Source organism: Phycicoccus sp. 3266 (genome assembly GCF_031456495.1).
Classification (GTDB): Bacteria; Actinomycetota; Actinomycetes; order Actinomycetales; family Dermatophilaceae; genus Pedococcus.
On record NZ_JAVDUW010000001.1, the window covers coordinates 894197 to 916791 of the forward strand.

Below are 22595 nucleotides of genomic sequence, written 5' to 3' on the forward strand. Positions count from 1 at the left end.
AGGTATGACCACGACCGCCCGCGCGCTCCTCGTCCCCCGCACCGGCGACTCCTCCGTCCTGGAGGTGCGGGAGGTCGAGGTGCCGAGGCCGGGGCCCGGCCAGGTGCAGGTCGAGGTGGCCGCTGTCGGCGTCAACTTCATCGACGTCTACCAGCGCCAGGGCGTCTACCCGCTGCAGACGCCGTTCGTCGCCTGCTCCGAGGGCGCCGGCACGGTGACCGCGCTCGGGGACGGCGTGACCGAGGTCGCCGTGGGCGACCGGGTGGCGTGGGGGCAGGGCCTCGGCGCGGCCGCCACCGTGGCGAACCGCGACATGGACTCCCTGGTCCCCGTCCCCGAGGGGCTCGACCTCGACGTGGCCGCCGCGGCCATGCTCCAGGGCATGACCGCGCACTACCTCGTCACGAGCACGTATGCCGTGCACGAGGGCACGAGCGCCCTGGTCCACGCCGCGGCCGGCGGGGTGGGGCAGCTGCTCGTGCAGATGATCACGGCCAAGGGTGGTCGCGTCATCGCCACGGCGGGGTCGGAGGACAAGCTCGAGATCGCCCGGCGCCTCGGCGCCGCCGCGACGATCGACTACACGCAGTCGTCCGACCTCGCGGCCGAGGTGCGGAAGGCCAACGGGGACAAGGGAGTCGACGTCGTCTACGACGGCGTCGGCAAGTCGACGTTCGACGCCTCGCTGGCCTCGCTGCGGCCGCGCGGGATGATGGTCCTCTTCGGCGGGGCGAGCGGGCAGGTGCCGCCGTTCGACATCCAGCGGCTCAACTCGGGGGGCTCGCTCTTCCTGACCCGACCCACGCTCGGCCACTACATCGCGACGCGCGAGGAGCTGCTCGAGCGGGGCACGTCGGTCCTCGGCGACCTGGCGTCCGGCGCGCTCGAGCTCGAGATCGGCGGCCGGTACTCCTTCGACGACGCCAAGCAGGCGTACGACGACCTCGAGGGCCGGCGCACGACCGGCAAGCTGCTGCTCGTCCCCTGACCGCCGGTGGTCCGCGGCAGGGGCGGGCGTCGGTCCGCCACGGCAGGATGGGTGCCGTGACGACCTCGCCGACGGCCCGCCCGTGGGTGCTGCACGTCGACCTCGACCAGTTCCTCGCGGCGGTCGAGGTGCTGCGGCGTCCCGAGCTCGCAGGGCTGCCCGTGGTCGTCGGCGGCCGCGGCGACCCGACCGAGCGAGCCGTGGTGTCGACCGCCTCGTACGAGGCGCGGGCCTTCGGCGTCCGGTCGGGGATGCCGCTCAAGACGGCGGTGCGCAAGTGCCCCGAGGCGGTCTTCCTCCCCGTCGACGCCCCGGTCTACGAGGAGGCGTCGGCCCGGGTCATGGAGACCCTGAGGGCGGTACCGGGTGCCGTCGTCGAGGTGCTCGGCTGGGACGAGGCGTTCATGGGGGTGACGACGGCCGACCCCGTGGCGTGCGCGGAGTCGATCCGCGCCGCCGTGCTGGAGGCGACGGGGCTGCACTGCTCGGTGGGGATCGGCGACACCAAGGTCCGCGCGAAGATCGCGACCGACTTCGGCAAGCCGCAGGGCGTCTACGAGCTGACCCGGGACAACTGGTTCGAGGTCATGGGCGAGCGGCCGACGACGGCCCTGTGGGGCGTGGGGACCCGCATCGCGGCCCGTCTCGCGAGCCACGGCTACCGGACGGTGCAGGAGCTCGCCGATGCCGACGAGGCCGTCCTCGTCGGGGAGTTCGGCCCGGCCATGGGACCGCACTACGCCCGGCTCGGCCGCGGGGTCTCCTCCGCTCGCGTCGACGACACCCCGTGGGTCGCCCGGGCGCACGGCCGCGAGACCACCTTCCAGTCGAACCTCCTTGCGCCCCAGGAGGTCGAGGACGCCATCCGTGCGCTCGCCGCGCAGGTGGTCGAGGACATCCGCGCCGAGGGACGGCCCTGCCAGCGCGTCGGCCTCAAGGTGCGGTTCGCGCCGTTCTTCACGACCAACCGCCTGCGCAAGCTCGCCACCCCGACCTTCGACCCCGAGGTCATCGCGACGACGGCGCTCGAGCTCTTCAGCGCCCTCGACGACGACCGCCCGGTCCGGCTGCTCGGCGTGCGGGCCGAGATGGTGCCGCCGGAGGGCGGGTATGCCGACCCGCGCAGCACCGGGCGCGGCGGCCCGAGCGCGCGGGGTGCGGGGACGGCCGGCGCGACCGAGGAGGTCGCGCCGGAGCGGTGACCCGGGCCCTCCCGGAGGGTTCGTCTCCCGGACGGGAGCGTCAGCCGCAGGGGGAAGCGGTCAGCTCCAGAGCGCCGCGACGAGCACGTTGAGGACGCCGAGGCCGCCGGCAGCCATGACCAGGCCGCGGGTCGACTGCCCACCGCGACGGCCACGGGCACGGGCGATCTCGATGCAGGCCAGGGCCGCGATCGCCACGACGAGCTTGACGCCGATCTTGGCGTGGTTGAGGTCCTCGCCCAGGGAGGAGACCGACTCGGCCAGGCCGACGAGCAGCAGGCCGGTGACGAGCTGGGCCCGGGCACCCCAGGCCATGAGCTCCACGGTGTCGTGGCCCCTCCACGCGAACGCCGCCCAGCCACCGACGAGGGCGGCCATGCCGAGCAGGTGGAGGACGACGAGGAGGTTGTAGACGAAGCTCATGGCGCCACCCTAACCGGGCGGCCCGGGCACCCTGACGCGGCTCGACGGGACGGGGGTCGGCCGCGACGGACCTGGGCGACGCGACGACCGGCTCAGAGCAGGCGGCGGCCCATGGCCCAGGCGGTCAGCTCGTGCCGCGAGGAGAGCTGGAGCTTGCGCAGCACCGAGGAGACGTGGGTCTCGACCGTCTTCACCGAGATGAACAGCTCCTTGGCGACCTCCTTGTACTGGTAGCCACGGGCGATCAGCCGCATCACCTCGCGCTCGCGCGCGCTGAGCCGGTCGAGCTCCTCGTCGACCTCGGCGATCTCGCCCGCGGCCGCGCCGAACGCGTCGAGGACGAAGCCGGCGAGCCGGGGCGAGAACACGGCATCCCCGTCTGCCACCCGACGGATCGCCCGGGTCAGGTCGGTCGCGTTGATGGTCTTGGTGACGTACCCGCGAGCCCCGGCGCGGATGACGGCGATGACGTCCTCGGCAGCGTCGGAGACGGACAGGGCGAGGAACCGCACCGGCTGGCCGCCGGCCGTCTCGAGGCCGCGGCAGCCGTGGAGGACGTCGACGCCGCCGTTGCCGTTGCCGCCGGGCAGGTGTACGTCGAGCAGCACGACCGCGGGTCGCGTCTCGCGGATGACGGCGACCGCGGTGTCGACGTCGGGCGCCTCGCCGACGATGTCGACCGTCTCGCCGATCTCGGCCCGCACCCCCGACCGGAACATCCGGTGGTCGTCGACGAGGACGACGGGCACTCGGGTCTCAGGCGTGTTCATTGCTCTCCTCCGGGACGTCTGCTGCCACGGGCGGCAGCGTGAAGCTCACCTCGGTGCCCTGCTCGAGCCGGCGGACCCTGGCGGTCCCGCCGTGGCGCTCCATCCTGCCGAGGATCGAGCCGCGGACGCCGAGCCGGTCCTCCGGCACGTCGTCGAGCTCGAACCCGGGACCGTGGTCGCGGACGAACGCCTCCACCCCGGCCGGCCCCACCTCCAGGTAGAGCGACACCGGGGGCGCGCCGTGCCGGACGGCGTTGAGCAGCGCCTCGCGCACGGCCCGGGCCAGGGCCCGTCCCCCGTCGTCGAGGGGCCGGTCACCGGTGGACACGACGTCGATGGGTGTGCCGTGCAGGTCCTCGACCTCGTGCGCCGCCCCGGCCACCGCGGCAGCCAGCGTCGCCTCGGAGTCGGAGGGCCCGGCATACAGCCACGAGCGGAGCTCGCGCTCCTGGGCGCGGGCGAGCTGGGTGACCGCCCCGGGGTCGTCGGCCTTGCGCTGGATCAGCGCGAGGGTCTGCAGGACCGAGTCGTGCAGGTGGGCCGCGATGTCGGCGCGCTCGGTCGCGCGGGCGGCCTCCGCCTGCTCGTGGCGCAGGTCCTGCCACAGGCGCAGGCCCCAGGGCGCCGCGATGAGCGCGACCCCGGCGAGGACGGCGACGACGGCTGCGCCGATGTCCCAGATCGCCGACAGCGAGCGGCCACGGGTCGCCATGATCACCAGGCCCGCGAGCGCGAGCACGCCGCCGAAGACGAACCGGGCGGCGCTGAAGCGACGGGTGCCCGACTCCGAGCCGAGCCACCGGCCCCGCTGCGCCTCGTCGAGCTGCGACCACGCGATCACCGCACCGACGGCGACGACGAGCAGCGGGACGAGGATGCCCAGACGCGCGTTGAAGCCGGCGTTCTGCGCGACCACGACGAGCCCGACGAGCAGGACGAGCCCGCCGACGACGAGGACCCTCGTCGCGTCGCGCTCCCCCTCCTCGGCCTGGGCCTCCTCGGGGTCCACCGCCGGCGCGACCGGGGCGGCCGCGGGGTCCATGGTGCGCCGACCACCCCGGACCACGCCTCCGCGCGACTGCGGCGACAGCGCCCACAGGAAGACGTACGCGACGAGGCCGGCACCGGTCGGGATGCTGGTGAGGACGAACGCCGCACGCACCCACCAGACCGGCCAGCCGAGGTGCTCGGCGAGCCCGGCGGCCACGCCCGCGATGACCTTGCCCTCGGCAGGACGGCTGAACACGCGCCGGGCGGCGCGGCGCTCGGCGGTCCTCGCCTCCTGCGTGAACGCAGGTCGCTCGTACGGGGTGGGCATGTCCTCATCCTGACGCACGCGCGAGCCGAATCCGAGCAGAACAAGGGTCGTCCGGGGCTGCTTCAGGGTCCGTTCAGGGTCGACCCTCATGGCAGCGCCCGGGGCCGGTCGACAGCATGGTCGGTATGACGCAGACCCCTGGGCCGGCCACCGGCCCCACCGCCGCACCCGCCTCCGGGCTGGACCGGTTCTTCGACTGGCTCCGGTCCATCGACCTCCGCCGCGACGGCGAGGAGAAGTGGCTGGCCGGGGTCTGCTCCGGCATCGCCACCCGCCTCGGCGTCGACCCCATCGTCATCCGCGCCGCGCTCGTGCTGCTCGTCCTCATGGGCGGCATCGGCATCACCGTCTACCTCCTCGCATGGGCGTTCATCCCCAACAACCGCGAGGAGATCGTGGCCGAGCGCGCGATCCGCCAGGGCGACGTCCTCGGCATCATCCTGCTCGTCGTCATCGCCCTGTCGCTCATCGGCGGACCCGGCATCGCGGGCCACGACAACGGGTTCGTGTGGCTGTGGTGGGCGGCGATCCTGGTCGGCGTCGTGGTCCTGCTCGTGACCAGGCACCGCGATGCCAGGCCGGCCGGCGCGACCGCCGGCGGGACCGCGTATGCCGCGCCTGCCACGTACGCCGCGCCGGGGTCCACCACGACCACGGAGCCGGGCGCCCGGGCCGGCGGCTCCACCGCCGATTCCCCGGCCGGGCCGCCCCAGGGCCCCGTGCCGCCGACACCGGTCGCCCCGCGTCCGCCGAGGGCTCCGCGGCCCCCGCGCCGCCGCGGCGCCGGCTTCGTCGGAGCGCTGCTCGTCGGTGGTGTCGCCCTCGCGGTCTACGGGCTCACCCTCTGGCTGCACGACGCGAACTCGTGGCCGGGCAGCGGCGAGACCGTCGCCCTCGCCGCCTCGCTCGCCGTCTTCGGCGTGGCCCTGGTCGGCCTCGGGCTGGCGGGCTTCCGGGCCGGGCTCACCGCATTCGTGGCGATCGTGCTGGCCTTCAGCACCTGGAGCGCGTCGGTGGTGCCGAACCTCAACCTCGGCGGCGGCATCGGCGACCGCGTCTGGCGACCCACCCCGACCCAGACCGACCCGCGCTACCGGCTCGGCATCGGCTCGGCCGAGCTCGACCTGACCAACGTGCCCACCACCCCCTCGACGCCTGTCCGCGTCGACGCCCGGGTCGGGATCGGCGAGCTGCGCATTCGCATCCCGAAGGACCTCACCGTGGAGGTCCGGAGCGAGGTCGGGGCGGGCGACGTGTCGCGGACCGACCCGGCGCCGGAGCTCTTCCCCGGCTCCCCGTCCGAACCCGACCTGTTCGGCAGCTCGAGCACCGTGCGCGACGGCCGCAACGTGAGCACCACCGAGACCTTCGGCACCGGCACGCCCGACGTCGTCGTCGACGCCCACGTCGGCCTCGGCCAGATCCTCATCGGCAAGGAGTGACCCCCATGACCACCCCCACGCCCGGCACTGCCGGCGACCCCCAGCGCCCCGAGTCCGCGGGCAGCGACCCCACCCGCGAGATCGAGCTCGACCCGCCCACGCAGGAGCAGGAGTCCACCCACACCCGCGTCTTCGGCAGCGAGCACCCGGACGCCTCCGGGACCGGGCCGACTCAGGCCGCATCCCCGTCCTGGGCCTCAGCGGCGCACGGCGGCGCGACCCACGCGGCGCCCGTACCCGCCCCGGCCGAGCTGGAGCAGCCGAGGCGTCCGACCGGGCCGCACCTGCCGCCCGTCCTGCTCGGGATCGTGTGCCTCGCGATCGCCGGCCTCGCGATCTGGCAGGAGGTGACCGACGTCCAGGTCGACTGGGGCAACGTCGGGCCCCTCGGGATCGTCGCGATCGGCGCCCTGCTCGTGCTGCTCGGCCTGGTCGGACTGCTCGGCTCGCGCCGCCACCCCAGCACCTGACGGGCGGGACGGTGTACGGAGCCGGCCGGGCGGTGCCCGGCCGGCCCCGTCACGTCCCGGCGCGCTCTGGCCGCCTCAGCCTGAGCCGGGCCCGTGGAGACCGGCGTCCCGGGCGAGCACCACCGCCTGCACGCGGTCGCGCAGGTCCAGCTTGGCGAAGAGGTGCCGGACGTGCGTCTTCACCGTCGCCATGCTGATCACGAGCTCCTCGGCGATCTCGGCGTTGGTCCGGCCGGCCCCGATCAGCGCGAGCACCTCGCGCTCACGCTCGCTCAGGTCGTCCAGCGTGGTCGGCAGGGCGACCGGCTGCGGCGGTTGGCGCGCCCAGTGGTCCATGACCCGGGCGAGCACCGCCGGGGCGAGGACTGGCTCCCCTGCAGCGGCGCGGTGCACGGCGTCGACGAGCGCCTGCGCGGTGACGTCCTTGAGGAGGAACCCCACGGCACCGGCTCGCAGCGCGTCCAGGACGTGCTGGTCGAGGTCGAAGGTCGTGAGCACCACCACGCGGGCGCGCGAGCCCGAGGCCACGATCCGGCGGGTCGCCTCCACCCCGTCCGTCCCCGGCATACGCAGGTCCATGAGGACGACGTCGGGGTCGAGCTCCTCGCACGCCGTGACGGCGCCGGCGCCGTCGCCCGCCTCCCCCACCACCTCCACCCCGGCCAGCTCGAGGATCGTCCGCAGGCCGGTGCGGAGGAGGTCCTGGTCGTCGACGAGGAGCACCCGCGTCACGACGCCACCCGCCCTGCCCGGGGAAGGACGACCCGCACCTCGAACCGGGACCCGACCGCGCCTGCGTGGTACGTCCCCCCGAGCAGCTCGGCCCGGTGGCGTATGCCGGTCAGCCCGCGACCCGGTTCGACGCGGGCACCGGGTTCGGTGGGGTTGACCGCCTCCACAGCCACCTCGTGGGCAGCCCAGTCCACCGCCACCGTGACGGTCTGCCCCGGCGCGTGGCGCCCGGCATTGGTGAGGCACTCGCGCACGATGCGGTGGACGGCCAGCCCCAGCGCGGTGTGCTCGGGTTCGGGCGTGCCACTCACCGACAGGGTGTTGGCGACGCCCGCCGCCCGGGCACGGTCCGCCAACGCCACCAGGTCCTCGGGGGCTTCGGGCCGCTCGGCACCCGGCGCCGGGGCCAGGACGCCGACCACCTCGCGGATCTCGGCCAGGGCCCGGTGCGACGTCGTCCGGATCGTCTCGACGGAGGCAGCCGCGCGCTCGGGGTCCACCTGCAGCGCCATGCCGGCTGCCTCCGCCTGGATCGCGATGAGCGTGAGCTCGTGGCCGAGCACGTCGTGCAGCTCCTGTGCGATCCGCGCCCGCTCACCGCCGACGGCGGCCTCCTCGACCCGACGACGCTCCTCGTGCAGCTCACGGGTGAGCGCAGTGAGCGACGCGTTCTGCTCGCGGAGCCGGCGGACGACGCGGCCGGCCAGGACCGGCGCCACGACGACGAGGACCGCCCCGACCGCGGCGACCGGCACCTCGGGGCCGAGCAGGGTGCCGACCACCGACGTCCCTACGGCCCACCCCGTCGTCAGCACGACGGCCCTGAGTGGCCGTCCGCGGTCCCCGAGGGCGAAGAACTGGAGGACCACGGCGACGAAGCCGAGCACCGGGTAGCCCTCGAGGGGGACGAGCCAGAGGGCCGACGACACCAGTGCGGACTCGACCGGGAAGGTGCGCCGCCACGCGAGGGGCAGCATCGAGCCGAGCACGTAGAGCACACCCACGGCCGGGGCTGCGAACGGCACGACGACCAGCTGGACGAGGGCGGCGCCGATGAGCGCCGCGGCGAGGGCAGCGTCGAGCCTGGTGCTCCGGAGCCGCTCGACCACACCCACGAGCCGAAGCGTAGGCAGTGGGCTCGCCGGCGGGCATCACCCCGCGGGATGACCGCACGACCCGCCCCCGGGCCGACCGCGGTGCAGTCCGCAGGTCGATGTGGACACCGGCGGGCTGTTCCTACCGTCGACGTCGAGGGCGCACCTGCCCCACCGTCCACGAGAGGAACCACCATGACCACCATGACCACCACGACGACCGAGTCGCTGGTCCCCGCCGCCGGCCCTGCCCCCGGGAGCCCGGGTCCGGACGACGACCCCAGGCGCCACCCGATGACGCGGCTCAGCACCCGGTTCGGGGTGGCCTTCGCCGCCTGCCAGCTGGCCGTGATGGTCGGCATGGCCACCCTCGTGCTGCCGCGCGCCGGCTCGCCCAGCGACCCGCCGCTCGAGCGGGGGCAGCGGGTGCTCGACGCCCAGGGCGCCTACCGACTGGGCAACTTCGCCTTCATGGTGGCCGGCACCCTGCTGCTGGGCTTCGTCGGCGCCGTCGTCACCCACCTGCGCCGGGCGGACCGGTCCGGGACGCTCGCCACGGTGGCGGGCGCAGCGGGCCTCCTGCTCTCCCTCATCTGGCCGTTGGGTGGGCTGTTCCACGACGTGGCGATCGAGACGGCCGCGGGCGGGACCGACCTGCGCATCCTCGCCGGGTGGGACTCGGTCGCGCCGTTCAGCCTCGCCTTCTCGGCCCTGCCGCGGGTGTTCTTCCTCGCGGCGGTGATCCTCGGCCTGCGGGCCGCCGGCTCGGCGCCGTGGCTGCAGCGCACGGGTGTGGTCCTGGTCCCGCTGGCCCTCGCCGGGAGCGCCACGCTGGTGAACGGTGCCCTGTTCCCGCTGCTCGCGCTCAGCACCCTCGGCTACGAGCTGTGGGTGGGTGCCCTCGCCGTGTACTGGCTCCGGTCCACGCGCTGACCCGTCCCGCGATCGGGCACGGGTCGGCCGCGGCCCGGTGAGCGGGGCTCGGGCCCACCGCGGCCAAGCGTTCAGGCCCACCGAGGGGACTCAGGTCGACAGCCAGCGCGGCAGCGAGGTGGCGAAGCCCGTGAGCGGCAACCCCTGCACCTCGTCCCGGGCGACCCAGCGGACCGACTCCGTCGACCCACCCACGTCGTGGACCACGGGGTCGGTCGGCTCCGGGCACCACGCGGCATACACGACGCGCACGGCGTGGAAGTCCTCGAGCCGGCCGCTCGGCGCCCGGCCGACCCAGTGCGAGGTCGTCACCTCGATCAGCTGCGGTGCGTCGACGCGCTGCCCGCTCTCCTCCCACACCTCGCGGTGCAGCGCCGCGAGCGGCGACTCGCCGGGGTCGAGGCCACCACCGGGGAGGGTCCAGCGGCCGGGTGCGGCGGTGCGGTCGGACAGCTCGGTCAGCAGCACGCCCCGCATGCTGGTCACGACGCCGTAGGCGGCGGTGCGCTGGTACGGCTCCGGGCGCTCGCCCTCCGCCACGACCAGTCCGGGATCGGTGGGCACCGAGCGGGGCGACGCGGGCGCGGGGGTGGCCGCCGCGACGGCATACCGGAGCTGCATCACGGCCTCGACGACGTCGGCGGACTCGACGCGCAGCACCGCCCACCCCCGGCGTGCCAGCTCGCGGACGGGGTCTGCGCCGTGCTCGAGCGCGAACCGGTCGACCTCACGGCCGGGCCCGGTGGCGGCGACGACGGTGATGGGGACCGAGTGGGGTGCGCTCACGGAGCCGCCGACTCGCCTGCCACAGGTCCGCGGGCCCGCCGGCCGGGTGCGGAGGCGGCCCGGGCGTACTCCTGCTCGGCGAGCGCGGCCACGGCGGACCAGCCCTGGGCCGGGGGCTCGGTGCGGTTCGTCGTGGCGATGGTGCGGCGGAGCCCGGGGTCGGTCACCAGCCGTGCCAGGCCGCGGGCGAGGGCGTCGTCGTCCCCCCCGAGCAGCCCGTTGACGCCGTCGACGACGAAGTCGCCGACCCCGGTGTCGCGCCGGGCCACCACCGGCAGGCCCGCCGTGCGCGCCTCGAGCGCCGCGATCCCGAACGCCTCGAGCCGCGCCGGGGTGAGGTAGACGTCGCTGTCCCAGTAGGCGGCCCGCAGCTCCTCGCGGCTGACGCGCCCGGGCAGCGAGACCCAGTCGGCGAGGTCGTGGCGGCGCACGTACGCCTCGAGCCGGCGGCGTTCGGGCCCCTCGCCGAAGAGCGTGAGCGACATCGGGACGTGGGCCGGCGCGAGCTGCCGGGCGCGGTGCGCCACCTCGAGCACGGCCAGGGGCCGCTTGCGCGCCGCGAAGCGCATCGCGGCCACGACGCGCACGGGCCGGCCCTCCCCCGCACCACCGCCGTCGGGAGGTCCCGGGGCCTGCCAGTGGGCCACGTCGATGCCGTTCGGGAACACGTTCACGGGCACGTCGTGGCCGACGACCGCGGCCACGTTCGAGGCGGCGATGCCGGACACCGCCGACAGGGCGGCACCCGCGGCACCCCAGCGACGCGCCTGCCCCAGCAGCCGGAACAGCGGCGCCGACCGGTCCATGAGGCAGTGCCAGGTGATCGCGGTCGGCAGGCCGATGCCCGAGGCCACCCGCACCATGTCGGTCGCGAAGGGGCTCACCACTCCCATGTGCACGTGCGCCACGTCGAAGCCGCCCCCGGCGAGCCGCCGCCGGACCTCGGGCGGCGCGAGCGGGTTCACGGGCAGCTCGAACGGCAGCCGCACCGCCATCCGGTGCACGGGTACGCCGTCGACGGGCTGCACGACGCCGTGCCGCTCGCCGCGCGGGCCGGGGGTGGCGGTGAAGACCTCCACCTCGTGGCCGCGGGCGAGCAGGTGGGCGGCCAGGTCGTGCGTCTGGACCTCGATACCGCCCAGCCGGGGCAGGTAACAGTCGGTCAGGAGGGCCACCTTCACGATCAAGAGCCTCCCATGCGACAGGATGGCGGTGATGACCCACACGCTGGTGGCGTTCCACGCCCACCCGGACGACGAGGCCCTGCTGACGTCCGGCACGCTCGCGCGCGCCGCCGCGCAGGGCCACCGGGTCGTCGTGGTGGTCGCCACCGACGGCGACCTCGGCCTGACCTCGTCGGAGTACGCCGCGGACGGCCGGCTGGGTGAGCGGCGGCTCGAGGAGCTGCGCCGCTCGGCGAGCGCGCTGCGCGCCTCGCGGGTGGTCTACCTCGGGTACGCCGACAGCGGCCTCGGCCCGGAGACGCACCCTGACCCACCGGGCCGCGTGCGGTTCGTGCGCGCCCCGCTGGAGGAGGCGGCTTCGCGGTTGGCCCAGGTCCTGACCGAGGAGCAGGCGGCGGTGCTGCTCACCTACGACCGCAACGGCGGCTACGGCCACCGCGACCACGTCCGGGTGCACGAGGTGGGGGCGCGCGCGGCCGAGCTGGCCGGGACCCCGCGGGTCCTGCAGGCGACCGTGCCGCGCGACGCGATCGTCCGGGCCGTCGACCTCGCCGCGAAGGTGTACCGGTTCCCGCCGGAGTTCGACAAGGAGTCCTTCACCCGGGCCTTCAGCGCGCGCTCGGAGATCACCCACCGCATCCCCGTGTGGAGGTATGCCGCGCAGAAGCGGGCGTCCATGCGCGCCCATGCCTCGCAGTCCAGGGCCGACGACGGTGCCGACCGCACGCTCGCGGCGTTCCTGCGGATCCCGCGTCCGCTCTACGACCTGGTGTTCGGGCGCGAGTGGTACGTCGACCCCGCGCGGCCGCCGGGCGCGCCGGTGAGCCGTGACGTGTTCGAGGGGCTCGGGTGAGCACGGTGGTCGTCACCGAGCCGACGAGGAGCCGCAACCGGGTGCGACGGGTCGCCCAGGCGGTCCTCGGGCTCGGCCTGGCCGCCGCGCTGCTGATCTGGGGACTCCCGTACTTCGGCAAGACGTCGTGGTCGCACGTCTGGGACGTGCTCACGCGGGTCCACTGGACCACCGCCGTCCTCCTGCTCGGTGGCGTGGTGGTGGGGCTGTACTGCTACACGTTCACGCTGACCGCGTCGATGCACGGCCTCAGGCACTGGCAGGCGCTCATCGTCAACGTGGCGGGGTCGGCCGTCGGCAACCTCCTGCCGGGCGGCGGGGCCGTGGGGCTCGCGGCGACCTACACGATCTGCCGGTCGTGGGGCTTCTCCCGCCGCGAGATCTCGACGTCGGCCATCGTCACCGGGGTGTGGAACGTCCTTGCGCGGATCGCCCTGCCGTTGCTGGCGATCGTGGGCCTGTATGCCGGGACCGACCCGGACGTGCCGCGCACCCTGGGTGACGCGGCCCTCGCCGGGGCACTCACGGGCACGCTGCTGTTCGGGGCGTTCGTCGCGGTCCTCGTGTCGGAGCGGGCGGCCATCGCGATCGGCCAGGGCATCGACCGGGTCGGGGGCCGGCTGTGGCATCGGCGCTCGATGAGCGTGCGCGACCTGGTCGTCGACCTCCGCGCCCGCATCAGCGACATCGTCCGGACCGGCTGGATCTCCATGACGCTCGGGCTCGTCGGGTTCTTCGGCGTCTACTACGCGATCTTCCTCGTGTGCATGCACGTCACCGGGGTGCACCTGTTCTACGGCCAGCTGTTCGCGGCCTACGCCATCGGCCGGCTCGCCACCGCGGTCGGCGTCACACCCGGAGGCCTGGGCATCACCGAGTCGGTCACTGCCGCGGCCCTCGTCGCGTGGGGCGCCCAGCCCGACGCGGCGGTCGCGGGGGCGGTGTTGTTCTCGGCATACACGCACTTCATGGAGATCCCCCTCGGTGCGCTCGGCTGGGCCGCGTGGACCCTGAGCCCCAAGAAGGAGCCCGTCGACGACGCACCGCTGGAGCACACGACGTGAGCGGCACGGGCGAACCGGGCGAGGCGAGCCGCGAGGGCGGGCGTCCCGTCAACGACGCCGCCGAGCGCGCCGACTACCACGTGCGCATGCAGGAGCAGCGCCGCGCGCGGGAGTCGGCCAAGGCGCAGGTGCTGGTCGACGAGTTCGTCCGCACGGCGCTGGAGCGCGGGCTCGCGACCACCGACCTCACGGCGCGCACGTGGAAGGGCTCGAGCCGGTACCGGACGGGCGTGCGCGGCTGGTACCTCCGGCTGGACCGTTCCGTGGCGGTCGACCCCGACGGGCGCTACTACTCCCTGCTGGTGCCGCCACGGTCGCTCGCGCGGTTCCGGGGTGTGGAGGTGGCGCCGAGCGACCCGCCGCTGCAGGTGGGTGAGGGCGCGCGGGACGGCGAGTCCATCGCCCTCGCCGAGCTGCTGCGGCTGCGGCTCGAGGCCGGCGACGACTTCGTCGACTGACCGCGCGGCAGACCGCTCCGGCGACCACTACTGACGTCCGGCGGCGCTTCTCGCGCTGCGCCCCCTTCCGACGTTCGCCCCCGCGCGGGTCGCGCTGCGCCGCCTGCGTCGCCGCTCAGCCGGTAGTGGCGGCGGAGGTGTCGACGCAGAGGGCTCCCCGGTTGCCGTCCTGGTCGGCGAACACCGTGCAGCCGGGCGCCCCGCTGTCGTCGGCGACCGTCGCGCCCGCTGCGAGGACTGCGGCGATCCGCGCCTCGGCCACCTCCGGCGCCACGTAGACCTCGAGGTGGAAGCGCTGGCCCCGCGGCCCTGCCGCGTCGCCGTCGCCGCTGTCGCTGGCGCCGTCGCTGTCACTGGCGCCGTCGCTGTCACTGGCGCCGTCGCCGAACCACAGGTTCGGCACGCGTCCCGTGGCGTCCCGGACCTCGTCGCCCGGGGTGCCCCGGCCCTGGGACCCGGCGTCGCCCGTCAGCAGCGCGGCCCACACGGGCGCCACTGTCGCCGACCGCCCGGTCTCCAGCCCCAGCTCGATCTCGCTGACCGAGGCGGGGTCCGCCTGCAGCCCGTGGTCCCGTGCGATGTCGGCAACCCGGCGAGCCAGTTCGACGTCCTGCTGGGTCACCCACTCGACGACGTGCTCGGTGCCCTCGTCGTCGCGGTAGATGGCGTCGTCGCTGACGAGCTCGAGGTCGACGTACCCTGCGCCCATCGCCACGCGCGGGTGGTGCCCGAGCTCGTCCCCGGCCTCGCCCACCGCCGCCAGGAACCGCACGCCGGCACCGAAGTCGCCGATGAGGTACCGGGCGTGCAGCCCCTGAGCCAGTTTCCGCCAGTCGGTCAGGTTCGCCTCGGCGATCTGCCGCCCCCTCACCATGTGCATGCTCGAGGACTCTAGTGCCGCCGCGGCCCCATGAGGCTGGTGAACTGTGGGCGAATCGGAGGACGCTGGGTCCATGAGGATCGTGACCATGGTGTCCGCGCAGGTGGACGAGCGCCGGGCCCCAGAACTGGTCGCCGCCTTCGAGGCACTTGTGGCCGAGGGCCTGCCTGACGGGTTGCTCCGGACGCAGCTGCTCGGTGACGGCAAGGGAAGCTGGGTCATCTCCTCGACGTGGCGCGACCGGGATGCCCTCGATGCGATGCGTGCAGCGCCGGAACCGCCCGCGGCGCCCACGCTCTTCCGTCGCTTCTCGGCCGACCCGACCTTGGTCGTCATGCGCGTCCTGGTGGACAGCGGCCAGTAGGCGCCACGCGCGCAACCGCTCCCACCCCTTCCGCCGTGCGCGTGCATCGGCAGCGCGAACAGTCAGGGCACGGCAGGACATGGATGTCGGCTCAGCGGGTGGGTCGCCCCGGGGGCTCATGCCGTGCGCCAGAGGTCACCGCCTCAGGCGAGCAGTGGCGAGAGCGCCCGTCCGTAGGCTCGCTCGGCCTGCCGAGAGGCCCCTCTCGTCGACTCCGCCCCGCGGCCGTCGAGGCAGTCGGCCAGCAGCCGGAACAGGGCCGCCCGCACCAACGCCTGCCGGTCGACGCCCGTCGACCACGGCTCGAGGACCGACCTGTCAGCTCCGTGCCACGCCACCGCGTCGAGCAGGCACAGGGCCTCCGCCCACCGAGCGGGCCGCCAGTAGGGCGCGACGTCGATCACGACCGGCGTCCCGGAGGCGTCGAGCAGCACGTTGCCGGCGAGGTCGCCGTGGACGAGCTGGTCCGGCCCGAGGTCGACGTCGGCGCGTTCCTGCACGAGCAGCCGCACCAGCGCCGAGCCGGACCGGTCGGCCGCGGCGGCCAGCTCCTCCGAAGGCCCCCAGGCCAGCCGGTCGGCCACCGCCCACCGGTCCGTGCGCGCGTCGAGCCCGGTCGGGCGGCTGCGCACGGCCTCGTCGAACCGGGCGTGCAGCAGCCTGCCGGTCGCCGCGAGCAGGGCCGGGTCGTGGCACGCGGTGGTGTCCGGCTCGTACCGGCTCGCGCCCCAGCCGTCCACCACCCACGAGCCGTCCCGCGCCGGGATCGGCATGGCGACCCGTACCGCTGCCCGCCCGGAGACGCGCTCGAGGTCCAGCCGGACCGCCAGCGGCGCCAGCACCGGGTTGAGCCACGCGGCGGTCTGCGCGTCGCGCCCGGGGGACAGCACGAGGTCGCCGGCCACGACACTGTGCCCCTGGCCGCCCGGCACCGACCGCACGTCGCCGGGCACCGCGAAGAGGTCGAGGACCCGCTCGGGCACAGGGCACGCGGGCGGCGTCGCCGTCCCGGGCGCCGCCGTCCCGCCGGGGTGTTCCGTCACCGTCGCACGAGGCGACGCACCTGCCGGGTCCGCGCCTCATCGGCATACGCGTCGTCCTGCGGGACCGGCTCGAACGGGCGGCCGGTGGCGCGCTCGGCCGCGAGCCCGATGAGGGCGTCGGCGAGGGCGGGGTTCGCGGGGAGGATCGGCCCGTGCAGGTAGGAGCCGATGACGTTGCCGGAGCGCGCGCCCTCGGTGCCGTCGGTGCCGTTGTTGCCCATGCCGGAACGGACCCGGCCGAACGCCGCCTGCCCCTCACCGAGGGTGGTCGACCCGGAGTGGTTCTCGTACCCCACGACCGGCCCGAAGTCCGTGTCGAGCACGACCGGCCCGATCATCCGCTTGGCGTTGCCCTGCGTCGTGACGTCGAGGATGCCCAGCCCGGGCAGGCGCTTGCCGTCGACGGTGATGAACGCGTTGCCGAACAGCTGGTACATCCCGCAGATCATCAGCATCGGCACGCCGTCGGTCGCCATCGCGCGCAGCCGGTCGCCCAGCCGCTCGAGGTCGTCCTCGACCCGGACCTGCCCGGAGTCCTGGCCGCCGCCACCGAGCAGCAGGTGCGCCTCCTCCGGGAACGGCGCTCCCGGGTGGTGCTGGTGGACGACGGGGACGTAGCCGTGGCGGCGGATGCGGGCGGCGATGGTGCGCGTGTTCCCGAGGTCGCCGTAGATGCTCATCTCGCGCGGGTAGAGGTGCACGACGTGGATCACGCCCTTGCCCTCGCGCCCGGCGTCGGGCACCCGGGCGGAGCCGGCCGGCTCCCCGGGGATCGGCACGTCGACCGGTGCCGGGTGGGCGCCCGCGTATGCCGTGCCGTCGCCGGAGGGGATCGGGCCCATCCCGTCCGGACCGGCGCCCTGGAGACCGGGCCCCTCGTCGTGCAGGTGCTGCCCCTCGTCGTGCAGGTGCTGGCCGCCGGTCATGAGGCCTCCTCGCCGATGTCGGGCAGGTCGTACCGGGCCGCGAGGGTCCGTCGCAGGGCCATCATCGCCGTGTAGGTGCAGAAGATCCGCTTGGGCTCGTCGGGGTGGCCGGCGAGGAAGGCGTCGAGGGCCCGGTCGAGGTCGGCCTCGACGGCTCCGACGGCCACGTCGTCGTACTGCAGGCGCAGCGCCATGTCGTAGGCCCGGACGCCCGAGGTGAGGGCGACCCCGCGCTGGCGCAGGCTCTCGAAGCTCACGTCGTAGAGCCAGGACACGTCGCGGCCGTCGGCGTAGTTGTCGTTGATCGCCACCATCGTCGCGACCGGGGTCGAGCCGTAGGTGCCGAGTGCGACGGTGAAGCCCGCAGGGTTCTTGACGAGCACGAGCTCGAGCGGCTGGCCGTCGACCATGACGACCTCGCCGCGGCCGAACGGCGGGGTCACCGCACGCAGGGCGTCGGCGGCCACCGCAGGGTCGAACGCGTCGCCGAGCAGGGCGCGGGCGGCGGTCGTCGCGGCGGTCGCGTTGATCATCGCCGCGAGGCCGCGCTGCTGGAGCTCGAGGGGACCGACGGCAGCAGAGCCGTTCTCCCCGAACCGGATCGAGAAGGTCCGCTCGTCGGCCGGCTTGAGCAGGCCGTCGTCGGGACCGGCCACCGGCGGGGTGAAGTCGTCCTCGAACCGGACGTCCTGCTCCTGCAGCTCGGGCAGCCGGTCGGCGATCGACGCGTCCACGCCGAACCACGTCACGTCCACGCCGGCCCCGACCCGGTCACGGATCCGGGCGATGAACGAGTCGTCGATGTTGAGCACGACGCCGGTCGTCGTCTGCTCGGCCAGCGAGGCGAGCAGCTGCGCCGTGTGGTCGATCTCGGCGAACCGGTCGAGCTGGTCGCGGGCCACGTTGAGGAGCAGGGCGTGGGTCGGCTTCACCGAGGCGGCGAACCGCAGCGCGTGCGCCTCGTCGAGCTCGAGCACCGCCATGTCGGCGGCGAGGCGGCCGCTCAGCGGCAGCTCGCCGAGCATCGAGGAGATGACGCCCCGGGTGAAGTTCGAGCCGGTCGGGTTCGTGAAGACGGTGCGCCCGTGCGCGCGCAGCACCGCCACGAGCATCTTGGTCGTCGTCGTCTTGCCGTTGGTGCCGCTGACCACCACGATCCCGCCGCGGACGTCGCGCAGCGCCTGGGCGAGGAACCCGGGGTCGACCCGCTCCGCCACCAGGCCGGGCAGGGCCGACCCGCCGCCGCGCAGCCTCGACGCAGCCCGCGCCGCCTTGCCCGCGACCACCGCCGCCGTCGTCCTCAGCACGGGTCAACCCTAGCCAGCGACACGGCGCACCGGTGACACGGCACCGCGTGCCGGTGACACGGCACCGCGGCGCGGGTCCGCGCGGGCGGCCGGGCACGGCGGCATACGATCTCAGCCATGCCTTCGGAGCCCACCACCGCGCCCTTCACCCCCGACGCAGGCTGGCTGGCCGCCGAGCGCGCGCGGCTATGGGACTTCGCCCGCGGCTCCGTGCACCCCGCCGGCGGGTTCGCGTGGCTCGACGACGACGGCCGTCCCGAGCTCGACCGCCCGGTCGAGGCCTGGATCACCTGCCGGATGACGCACGTCGCCGCCCTCGAGGTCCTCGCCGGCAACCGCGACGCCGAGCGGGTCCTCGACCACGGCGTCCGGGCCCTGCGCGAGGTGCTGCGCGACTCCGAGCACGGCGGCTGGTTCTCGGCGGTCGACACCGCCACCGGCGAGCCGGTGTCAACCAGCAAGGCCTGCTACGACCACGCCTTCGTCCTGCTCGCGTCGTCCAGCGCCACAGCAGCCGGCCACCCCGACGGTGCGGCGCTGCTCGCCGAGGCGCGGGCCGTCTTCGCCGACCACTTCTGGGACGACCAGGCGGGCATGGCCGTCGAGGCGTGGGACCGCGGCTGGACGACGCTGGAGGACTACCGCGGCGTCAACGCCAACATGCACACCGTCGAGGCGCTGCTCGCCGTCCACGAGGTCACCGGCGACCCCGAGCCGCTGCGGCAGGCGAGCCGCGTCGTCGAGCGCGTGGTGCACGGGTTCGCGCGCGACGCCGACTGGCGGCTGCCCGAGCACTTCACCCCCGACTGGACGGCCCTGCCCGACTACAACCGCGACTCGCCGGCCGACCCGTTCCGCCCCTACGGCGTGACCATCGGGCACCTGCTGGAGTGGTCACGCCTCACCCTGCACCTGCGCACCGCGCTCGGGGACGACGCCCCGGACTGGCTGCTCGAGGACGCCGCGGGTCTGTTCGACCGCGCGGTGGCCGACGGGTGGCACGCCGACGACTGCGACGGGTTCGTCTACACGACCGACTTCGACGGGACGCCGGTCGTGCGCCAGCGGCTGCACTGGGTGGTCGCCGAGGGCATCGGCGCCGCCTGGGTCCTCTCCCGCGAGACCGGCGAGGACGACTACGCCGACTGGTGTGCCGCGTGGTGGGCGCACGCCGAGGCGTGCTTCATCGACCGCAAGCACGGGTCGTGGCGGCACGAGCTCGACGAGCGCAACCAGCCCGCGGCCACCGTGTGGAAGGGCAAGCCGGACGTGTACCACGCCTACCAGGCCGCGCTGCTGCCCTCGCTGCGCCCGGCGGCCTCGTTCGCGGGCGCCCTGCGAGGCACTGCCACCTCCGCCTGACGCGCCGGGCGGCGCCCACCGGGCTCCACGGCATACGCCTGCGCCCTCCTGGACGTGGACGGGTGGGGTGACGAGTCGTCACCCCACCCGCGGTGTGGTCGGTCAGCTGTGCGCAGCGGCGTGCGCGTGGACCCAACCAGCGTGGTCGGCCACCTCGAACGCCCACACGACCAGGATCGATCCCATGAACACGGCCAGCAGGACCTCAGCGGCCGCCGTCTCCGCCAGCACCAGGGTCACGATCCCCAGCACCGCCGCCAGGCCGGCCACCACTGCCTGTGTCGTCCCGACACGGTCGTGCTCGTTGGCACCCCTGAACGTGAGGAATGCCGCAGCACCCAGAACCAGGCCTAGTGCGGACATCCCTCGGGGGTCCTTGATGAAGGGCATCTCGCCGTTGACCAGGTACCCCACGTAGGGGATGCCGATGGCCAGCACGAGCACCGTTGCCACAAGGTCTCTCATCGTCAGTCTCATCACTACACCTCCTTCCACTCCTCCAGCGTCCATCGGAGACCCAGCGGGGTGCAGAGGCGAAGGTCCCCGGCGGAACCGGCGACCCGGCGAGCCCGGACAGCCGCGAAACGGCGGTTGCTCGGCTTCCCGCGGGATGTTGTCCCGCGGTTCGTCGAGCAACCGCCGTTTCGGGGAGGGAGTCAGCTCCCAGAGGCGAGGGCGGCCTTGACGTCGGAGGCGTACTGGTCGGAGCGCTCCTGGCCCGACAGCTCGGCGATCGCGTCCATGGTCGCGTCGGTGACGGCCCGCAGCAGCGCGCCCTTGGAGTACTGCCGCGACAGCCCCTCGACGTCGACCGGCGGCCCGAACCGCACGGTGACCTTGGCCGGGCGGAAGCCGTTGGAGCCGGCCGGCTGCACCTTGTCGGTGCCGACGACCGCGCACGGCAGCAGGGTCGCCCCGGTCGCGAGCGCCATCCGCGCCACCCCGGTGCGGCCCTTGTGCAGCCGGCCGTCCGGCGAGCGCGTGCCCTCGGGGTAGACGCCGAACGCGCCACCCTCGCGCAGCACTTCCTCGCCGAGCTCGAGCGACTTCATCGCCGCCCGGGGGTCGGACCGGTCGACCGGGATCGTCCCCGCCGTCGCGTGGAACCAGCGGACCAGGCCACCGCGCAGCCCGCGGCCCTGGAAGTACTCGGCCTTGCCGAGGAAGTGCACCTGCCGCCCGGAGGCGAGAGGGATGACGATCGAGTCGATGAACGACAGGTGGTTCGAGGCGACGATGAGGGCGCCCGAGCGCGGGACGTTCCGGCGGCCCTCGACCGACAGGCGGGTGGCCAGCGACAGCGGCGGGCCGATGAGGACGTGCCGCATCACCCAGCGGCTGGCGGAGTCCTCCAGCGTCGCCAGCGAGACGGGCCGACCCACCCGCGTCACTCCCACTCGATGGTGCCCGGCGGCTTGCTCGTCACGTCGAGGACCACGCGGTTGACCTCGCGCACCTCGTTGGTGATGCGGGTGGAGATCTTGGCGAGCACGTCGTACGGCACGCGGGTCCAGTCCGCGGTCATGGCGTCCTCGGAGGAGACGGGCCGCAGGACGACCGGGTGGCCGTAGGTGCGGCCGTCGCCCTGGACCCCGACCGACCGCACGTCGGCCAGCAGGACCACCGGGCACTGCCAGATGTCGCGGTCGAGGCCCGCGGCCGACAGCTCGTGGCGGGCGATCGCGTCCGCCGCGCGCAGGACCTCCAGGCGCTCGGCCGTCACCTCGCCGACGATGCGGATGCCGAGGCCCGGGCCGGGGAACGGCTGGCGCCAGACGATCGCCTCGGGGACGCCGAGCTCGAGACCGACCTGGCGCACCTCGTCCTTGAACAACGAGCGCAGCGGCTCGACGAGCTTGAACTGCAGGTCCTCGGGCAGGCCGCCCACGTTGTGGTGGCTCTTGATGTTGGCCGCACCGGTGCCGCCGCCGGACTCGACGACGTCGGGGTACAGCGTGCCCTGGACGAGGAACTCGACCGGGTGCTCGTCGTCGCCGCGGCTGCCGACGACGTCGCGGGCCGCCTGCTCGAAGACGCGGATGAACTCGCGGCCGATGATCTTGCGCTTCTCCTCGGGGTCGGACACCCCGGCGAGCGCGTCGAGGAACCGGTCCTTGGCGTCCACCACGACCAGGTCGACCCCGGTCGCGGCGACGAAGTCCTTCTCGACCTGCTCGGCCTCGCCCGAGCGCAGCAGCCCGTGGTCGACGAAGACGCACGTGAGCTGGTCGCCGACGGCCTTCTGCACCAGCGCCGCCGCCACCGAGGAGTCGACTCCACCGGACAGGGCGCAGAGCACGCGGGACTCGCCGACCTTCTCGCGGATCGCGTCGACGAGCTCGTCGACGACGTGCGCCGCGGTCCAGTCGCCGGAGAGGCCGGCCCCCTTGTAGAGGAAGTTCTCGAGCACCCGCTGGCCGAAGGTGGAGTGCATGACCTCGGGGTGCCACTGCACGCCGTAGAGCCGGCGCTCGTCGTCCTCGAAGGCCGCGACAGGCGCACCGGCGGTGGACGCGGTCACGCGCATGCCCTCCGGCGCCGCGGTCACCGAGTCGCCGTGGCTCATCCAGACCGACTGGTCGGTGGGCTGGCCGTTGAAGAGCGTGGAGGACGGGTCGGACACCTGCGCGGGCGTGGCGCCGTACTCGCCGAGGCCGGTGTGCGCGACCGTGCCACCGAGCGCCTGCACCATGGCCTGGAACCCGTAGCACATGCCGAAGACGGGGACCCCCGCCTCGAGCACCGCGCGGTCGAGACCGGGCGCGCCCTCGGCATACACCGACGACGGGCCGCCGGACAGGATGATCGCCGCCGGGTCCTTCGCGAGCAGCTCGTCGACGGACGCGGTGTGCGGCACGACCTCGCTGTAGATGTCGGCCTCGCGGACGCGCCGCGCGATGAGCTGGGCGTACTGCGCGCCGAAGTCCACGACCAGCACGGGCCGGGACTGCAGCGGGGTGGCGGGCACCTCGACGCGGTCGCCCTCGGGCGCCTCC

At 74.4% G+C, this 22595-nt stretch carries 24 protein-coding genes; 10 read left to right on the forward strand and 14 right to left on the reverse strand.

Annotation, left to right across the window (positions count from 1 at the left end; genetic code table 11):
• Window positions 1–4 precede the first annotated feature (4 nt).
• Window positions 5–988, forward strand: coding sequence for a quinone oxidoreductase (locus J2X64_RS04275; protein WP_310150106.1), 984 nt, complete (start codon window positions 5–7; stop codon window positions 986–988).
• A gap of 47 nt (window positions 989–1035) precedes the next feature.
• Entirely contained in the window at window positions 1036–2190 is a 1155-nt protein-coding gene (locus J2X64_RS04280; protein WP_397444012.1) for a DNA polymerase IV, read from the forward strand.
• Between the two features lie 60 nt (window positions 2191–2250).
• Here J2X64_RS04280 and J2X64_RS04285 read toward each other — a convergent pair whose 3' ends face one another.
• The 3 genes from J2X64_RS04285 to J2X64_RS04295 all read right to left on the reverse strand — a co-directional run bounded on the left by J2X64_RS04285 (window position 2251) and on the right by J2X64_RS04295 (window position 4701).
• Window positions 2251–2613 (reverse strand): hypothetical protein, encoded by a 363-nt coding sequence (locus J2X64_RS04285; protein ID WP_310150111.1) that lies wholly within the window; start codon window positions 2611–2613, stop codon window positions 2251–2253.
• 92 nt (window positions 2614–2705) lie between these two features.
• Window positions 2706–3383, reverse strand: coding sequence for a response regulator transcription factor (locus tag J2X64_RS04290; protein WP_310150114.1), 678 nt, complete (start codon window positions 3381–3383; stop codon window positions 2706–2708).
• Complete coding sequence (locus J2X64_RS04295; protein WP_310150117.1) at window positions 3370–4701, reverse strand: PspC domain-containing protein; 1332 nt, start codon at window positions 4699–4701, stop codon at window positions 3370–3372. Before J2X64_RS04295 ends, J2X64_RS04290 begins: the two co-directional genes overlap by 14 nt.
• Before the next feature lie 125 nt (window positions 4702–4826).
• Between J2X64_RS04295 and J2X64_RS04300 the strand changes: the two genes are divergently transcribed.
• Complete coding sequence (locus J2X64_RS04300; RefSeq protein WP_310150120.1) at window positions 4827–6143, forward strand: PspC domain-containing protein; 1317 nt, start codon at window positions 4827–4829, stop codon at window positions 6141–6143.
• A 5-nt stretch (window positions 6144–6148) separates the two neighbouring features.
• Window positions 6149–6613: a hypothetical protein gene (locus tag J2X64_RS04305; RefSeq protein WP_310150122.1), complete on the forward strand. Its 465-nt coding sequence runs from the start codon at window positions 6149–6151 to the stop codon at window positions 6611–6613.
• 75 nt (window positions 6614–6688) lie between these two features.
• On the opposite strand, the gene J2X64_RS04310 is transcribed toward J2X64_RS04305, so the two are convergent.
• Both J2X64_RS04310 and J2X64_RS04315 read right to left on the reverse strand, forming a co-directional pair.
• Entirely contained in the window at window positions 6689–7345 is a 657-nt protein-coding gene (locus tag J2X64_RS04310) for a response regulator transcription factor (RefSeq protein ID WP_310150125.1), read from the reverse strand.
• Window positions 7342–8460, reverse strand: a complete 1119-nt coding sequence (locus tag J2X64_RS04315; protein ID WP_310150129.1) for a histidine kinase — start codon at window positions 8458–8460, stop codon at window positions 7342–7344. The genes J2X64_RS04310 and J2X64_RS04315 overlap by 4 nt, the downstream gene beginning before the upstream one ends.
• A gap of 174 nt (window positions 8461–8634) precedes the next feature.
• Here J2X64_RS04315 and J2X64_RS04320 point away from each other — a divergent pair, with 174 nt between their 5' ends.
• A complete protein-coding gene (locus J2X64_RS04320; RefSeq protein WP_310150131.1) occupies window positions 8635–9372 on the forward strand; it encodes a hypothetical protein in 738 nt (245 codons plus the stop codon).
• Window positions 9373–9462: 90 nt separating this feature from the next.
• On the opposite strand, the gene J2X64_RS04325 is transcribed toward J2X64_RS04320, so the two are convergent.
• Together J2X64_RS04325 and J2X64_RS04330 are read right to left on the reverse strand one after the other, a co-directional pair.
• Window positions 9463–10158, reverse strand: coding sequence for an NUDIX domain-containing protein (locus J2X64_RS04325; RefSeq protein WP_310150133.1), 696 nt, complete (start codon window positions 10156–10158; stop codon window positions 9463–9465).
• Window positions 10155–11339, reverse strand: a complete 1185-nt coding sequence (locus J2X64_RS04330; RefSeq protein ID WP_310150137.1) for a glycosyltransferase — start codon at window positions 11337–11339, stop codon at window positions 10155–10157. Before J2X64_RS04330 ends, J2X64_RS04325 begins: the two co-directional genes overlap by 4 nt.
• A gap of 34 nt (window positions 11340–11373) precedes the next feature.
• Between J2X64_RS04330 and J2X64_RS04335 the strand changes: the two genes are divergently transcribed.
• From J2X64_RS04335 to J2X64_RS04345, 3 genes are read left to right on the forward strand one after another with little or no spacing between them, the layout of a single operon-like run.
• Window positions 11374–12195 (forward strand): PIG-L family deacetylase, encoded by an 822-nt coding sequence (locus J2X64_RS04335; RefSeq protein ID WP_310150140.1) that lies wholly within the window; start codon window positions 11374–11376, stop codon window positions 12193–12195.
• The gene (locus J2X64_RS04340) at window positions 12192–13259 is read left to right on the forward strand and encodes a lysylphosphatidylglycerol synthase transmembrane domain-containing protein (RefSeq protein ID WP_310150143.1); all 1068 of its coding nucleotides are present in this window, start codon (window positions 12192–12194) and stop codon (window positions 13257–13259) included. The genes J2X64_RS04335 and J2X64_RS04340 overlap by 4 nt, the downstream gene beginning before the upstream one ends.
• Window positions 13256–13717: a hypothetical protein gene (locus J2X64_RS04345; protein WP_310150146.1), complete on the forward strand. Its 462-nt coding sequence runs from the start codon at window positions 13256–13258 to the stop codon at window positions 13715–13717. The genes J2X64_RS04340 and J2X64_RS04345 overlap by 4 nt, the downstream gene beginning before the upstream one ends.
• A gap of 115 nt (window positions 13718–13832) precedes the next feature.
• Here the strand turns inward: J2X64_RS04345 and J2X64_RS04350 are convergent, their stop codons facing one another.
• Window positions 13833–14597 (reverse strand): 4a-hydroxytetrahydrobiopterin dehydratase, encoded by a 765-nt coding sequence (locus J2X64_RS04350; protein WP_310150149.1) that lies wholly within the window; start codon window positions 14595–14597, stop codon window positions 13833–13835.
• Between the two features lie 73 nt (window positions 14598–14670).
• On the opposite strand from J2X64_RS04350, the gene J2X64_RS04355 reads away from it, so the two are divergent.
• Entirely contained in the window at window positions 14671–14961 is a 291-nt protein-coding gene (locus J2X64_RS04355; RefSeq protein ID WP_310150152.1) for an antibiotic biosynthesis monooxygenase, read from the forward strand.
• Window positions 14962–15104: 143 nt separating this feature from the next.
• On the opposite strand, the gene J2X64_RS04360 is transcribed toward J2X64_RS04355, so the two are convergent.
• The 3 genes from J2X64_RS04360 to J2X64_RS04370 are packed head-to-tail and all read right to left on the reverse strand — an operon-like array spanning window position 15105 to window position 18237.
• The gene (locus J2X64_RS04360) at window positions 15105–16004 is read right to left on the reverse strand and encodes an aminoglycoside phosphotransferase (protein ID WP_310150155.1); all 900 of its coding nucleotides are present in this window, start codon (window positions 16002–16004) and stop codon (window positions 15105–15107) included.
• Window positions 16001–16930 carry a cobalamin biosynthesis protein CobB gene (locus J2X64_RS04365; protein WP_310150158.1) on the reverse strand — a complete coding sequence of 310 codons (930 nt, stop codon included), beginning with the start codon at window positions 16928–16930 and terminating at the stop codon, window positions 16001–16003. The genes J2X64_RS04360 and J2X64_RS04365 overlap by 4 nt, the downstream gene beginning before the upstream one ends.
• On the reverse strand, window positions 16927–18237 hold the full coding sequence (locus J2X64_RS04370) for a MurT ligase domain-containing protein (protein WP_310150161.1): 1311 nt from the start codon (window positions 18235–18237) through the stop codon (window positions 16927–16929). The genes J2X64_RS04365 and J2X64_RS04370 overlap by 4 nt, the downstream gene beginning before the upstream one ends.
• Window positions 18238–18354: 117 nt before the next feature.
• Between J2X64_RS04370 and J2X64_RS04375 the strand changes: the two genes are divergently transcribed.
• Window positions 18355–19599 (forward strand): AGE family epimerase/isomerase, encoded by a 1245-nt coding sequence (locus J2X64_RS04375; RefSeq protein ID WP_310150164.1) that lies wholly within the window; start codon window positions 18355–18357, stop codon window positions 19597–19599.
• A 102-nt stretch (window positions 19600–19701) separates the two neighbouring features.
• On the opposite strand, the gene J2X64_RS04380 is transcribed toward J2X64_RS04375, so the two are convergent.
• From J2X64_RS04380 to guaA, 3 genes are all read right to left on the reverse strand, one after another.
• Window positions 19702–20064 carry a hypothetical protein gene (locus tag J2X64_RS04380; protein ID WP_310150167.1) on the reverse strand — a complete coding sequence of 121 codons (363 nt, stop codon included), beginning with the start codon at window positions 20062–20064 and terminating at the stop codon, window positions 19702–19704.
• A gap of 191 nt (window positions 20065–20255) precedes the next feature.
• Window positions 20256–20981 (reverse strand): lysophospholipid acyltransferase family protein, encoded by a 726-nt coding sequence (locus J2X64_RS04385; RefSeq protein ID WP_310150170.1) that lies wholly within the window; start codon window positions 20979–20981, stop codon window positions 20256–20258.
• A gap of 5 nt (window positions 20982–20986) precedes the next feature.
• Window positions 20987–22567 carry a glutamine-hydrolyzing GMP synthase gene (gene guaA, locus J2X64_RS04390; RefSeq protein WP_310153116.1) on the reverse strand — a complete coding sequence of 527 codons (1581 nt, stop codon included), beginning with the start codon at window positions 22565–22567 and terminating at the stop codon, window positions 20987–20989.
• Window positions 22568–22595 lie beyond the last annotated feature (28 nt).

What these genes read in the sequence shown, in the direction of transcription:
- J2X64_RS04305 (WP_310150122.1), top strand. Translation starts at nt 6,149, where the DNA reads ATGACCACCCCCACGCCCGGCACTGCCGGCGACCCCCAGCGCCCCGAG.
- J2X64_RS04335 (WP_310150140.1), top strand. Translation starts at nt 11,374, where the DNA reads ATGACCCACACGCTGGTGGCGTTCCACGCCCACCCGGACGACGAGGCC.
- J2X64_RS04355 (WP_310150152.1), top strand. Translation starts at nt 14,671, where the DNA reads ATGAGGATCGTGACCATGGTGTCCGCGCAGGTGGACGAGCGCCGGGCC.
- J2X64_RS04285 (WP_310150111.1), bottom strand. Translation starts at nt 2,613, where the DNA reads ATGAGCTTCGTCTACAACCTCCTCGTCGTCCTCCACCTGCTCGGCATG.
- J2X64_RS04300 (WP_310150120.1), top strand. Translation starts at nt 4,827, where the DNA reads ATGACGCAGACCCCTGGGCCGGCCACCGGCCCCACCGCCGCACCCGCC.
- J2X64_RS04290 (WP_310150114.1), bottom strand. Translation starts at nt 3,383, where the DNA reads ATGAACACGCCTGAGACCCGAGTGCCCGTCGTCCTCGTCGACGACCAC.
- J2X64_RS04350 (WP_310150149.1), bottom strand. Translation starts at nt 14,597, where the DNA reads ATGCACATGGTGAGGGGGCGGCAGATCGCCGAGGCGAACCTGACCGAC.
- J2X64_RS04365 (WP_310150158.1), bottom strand. Translation starts at nt 16,930, where the DNA reads ATGACCGGCGGCCAGCACCTGCACGACGAGGGGCAGCACCTGCACGAC.
- J2X64_RS04295 (WP_310150117.1), bottom strand. Translation starts at nt 4,701, where the DNA reads ATGCCCACCCCGTACGAGCGACCTGCGTTCACGCAGGAGGCGAGGACC.
- J2X64_RS04375 (WP_310150164.1), top strand. Translation starts at nt 18,355, where the DNA reads ATGCCTTCGGAGCCCACCACCGCGCCCTTCACCCCCGACGCAGGCTGG.
- J2X64_RS04275 (WP_310150106.1), top strand. Translation starts at nt 5, where the DNA reads ATGACCACGACCGCCCGCGCGCTCCTCGTCCCCCGCACCGGCGACTCC.
- J2X64_RS04280 (WP_397444012.1), top strand. Translation starts at nt 1,036, where the DNA reads ATGGGTGCCGTGACGACCTCGCCGACGGCCCGCCCGTGGGTGCTGCAC.
- J2X64_RS04380 (WP_310150167.1), bottom strand. Translation starts at nt 20,064, where the DNA reads ATGAGAGACCTTGTGGCAACGGTGCTCGTGCTGGCCATCGGCATCCCC.
- J2X64_RS04320 (WP_310150131.1), top strand. Translation starts at nt 8,635, where the DNA reads ATGACCACCATGACCACCACGACGACCGAGTCGCTGGTCCCCGCCGCC.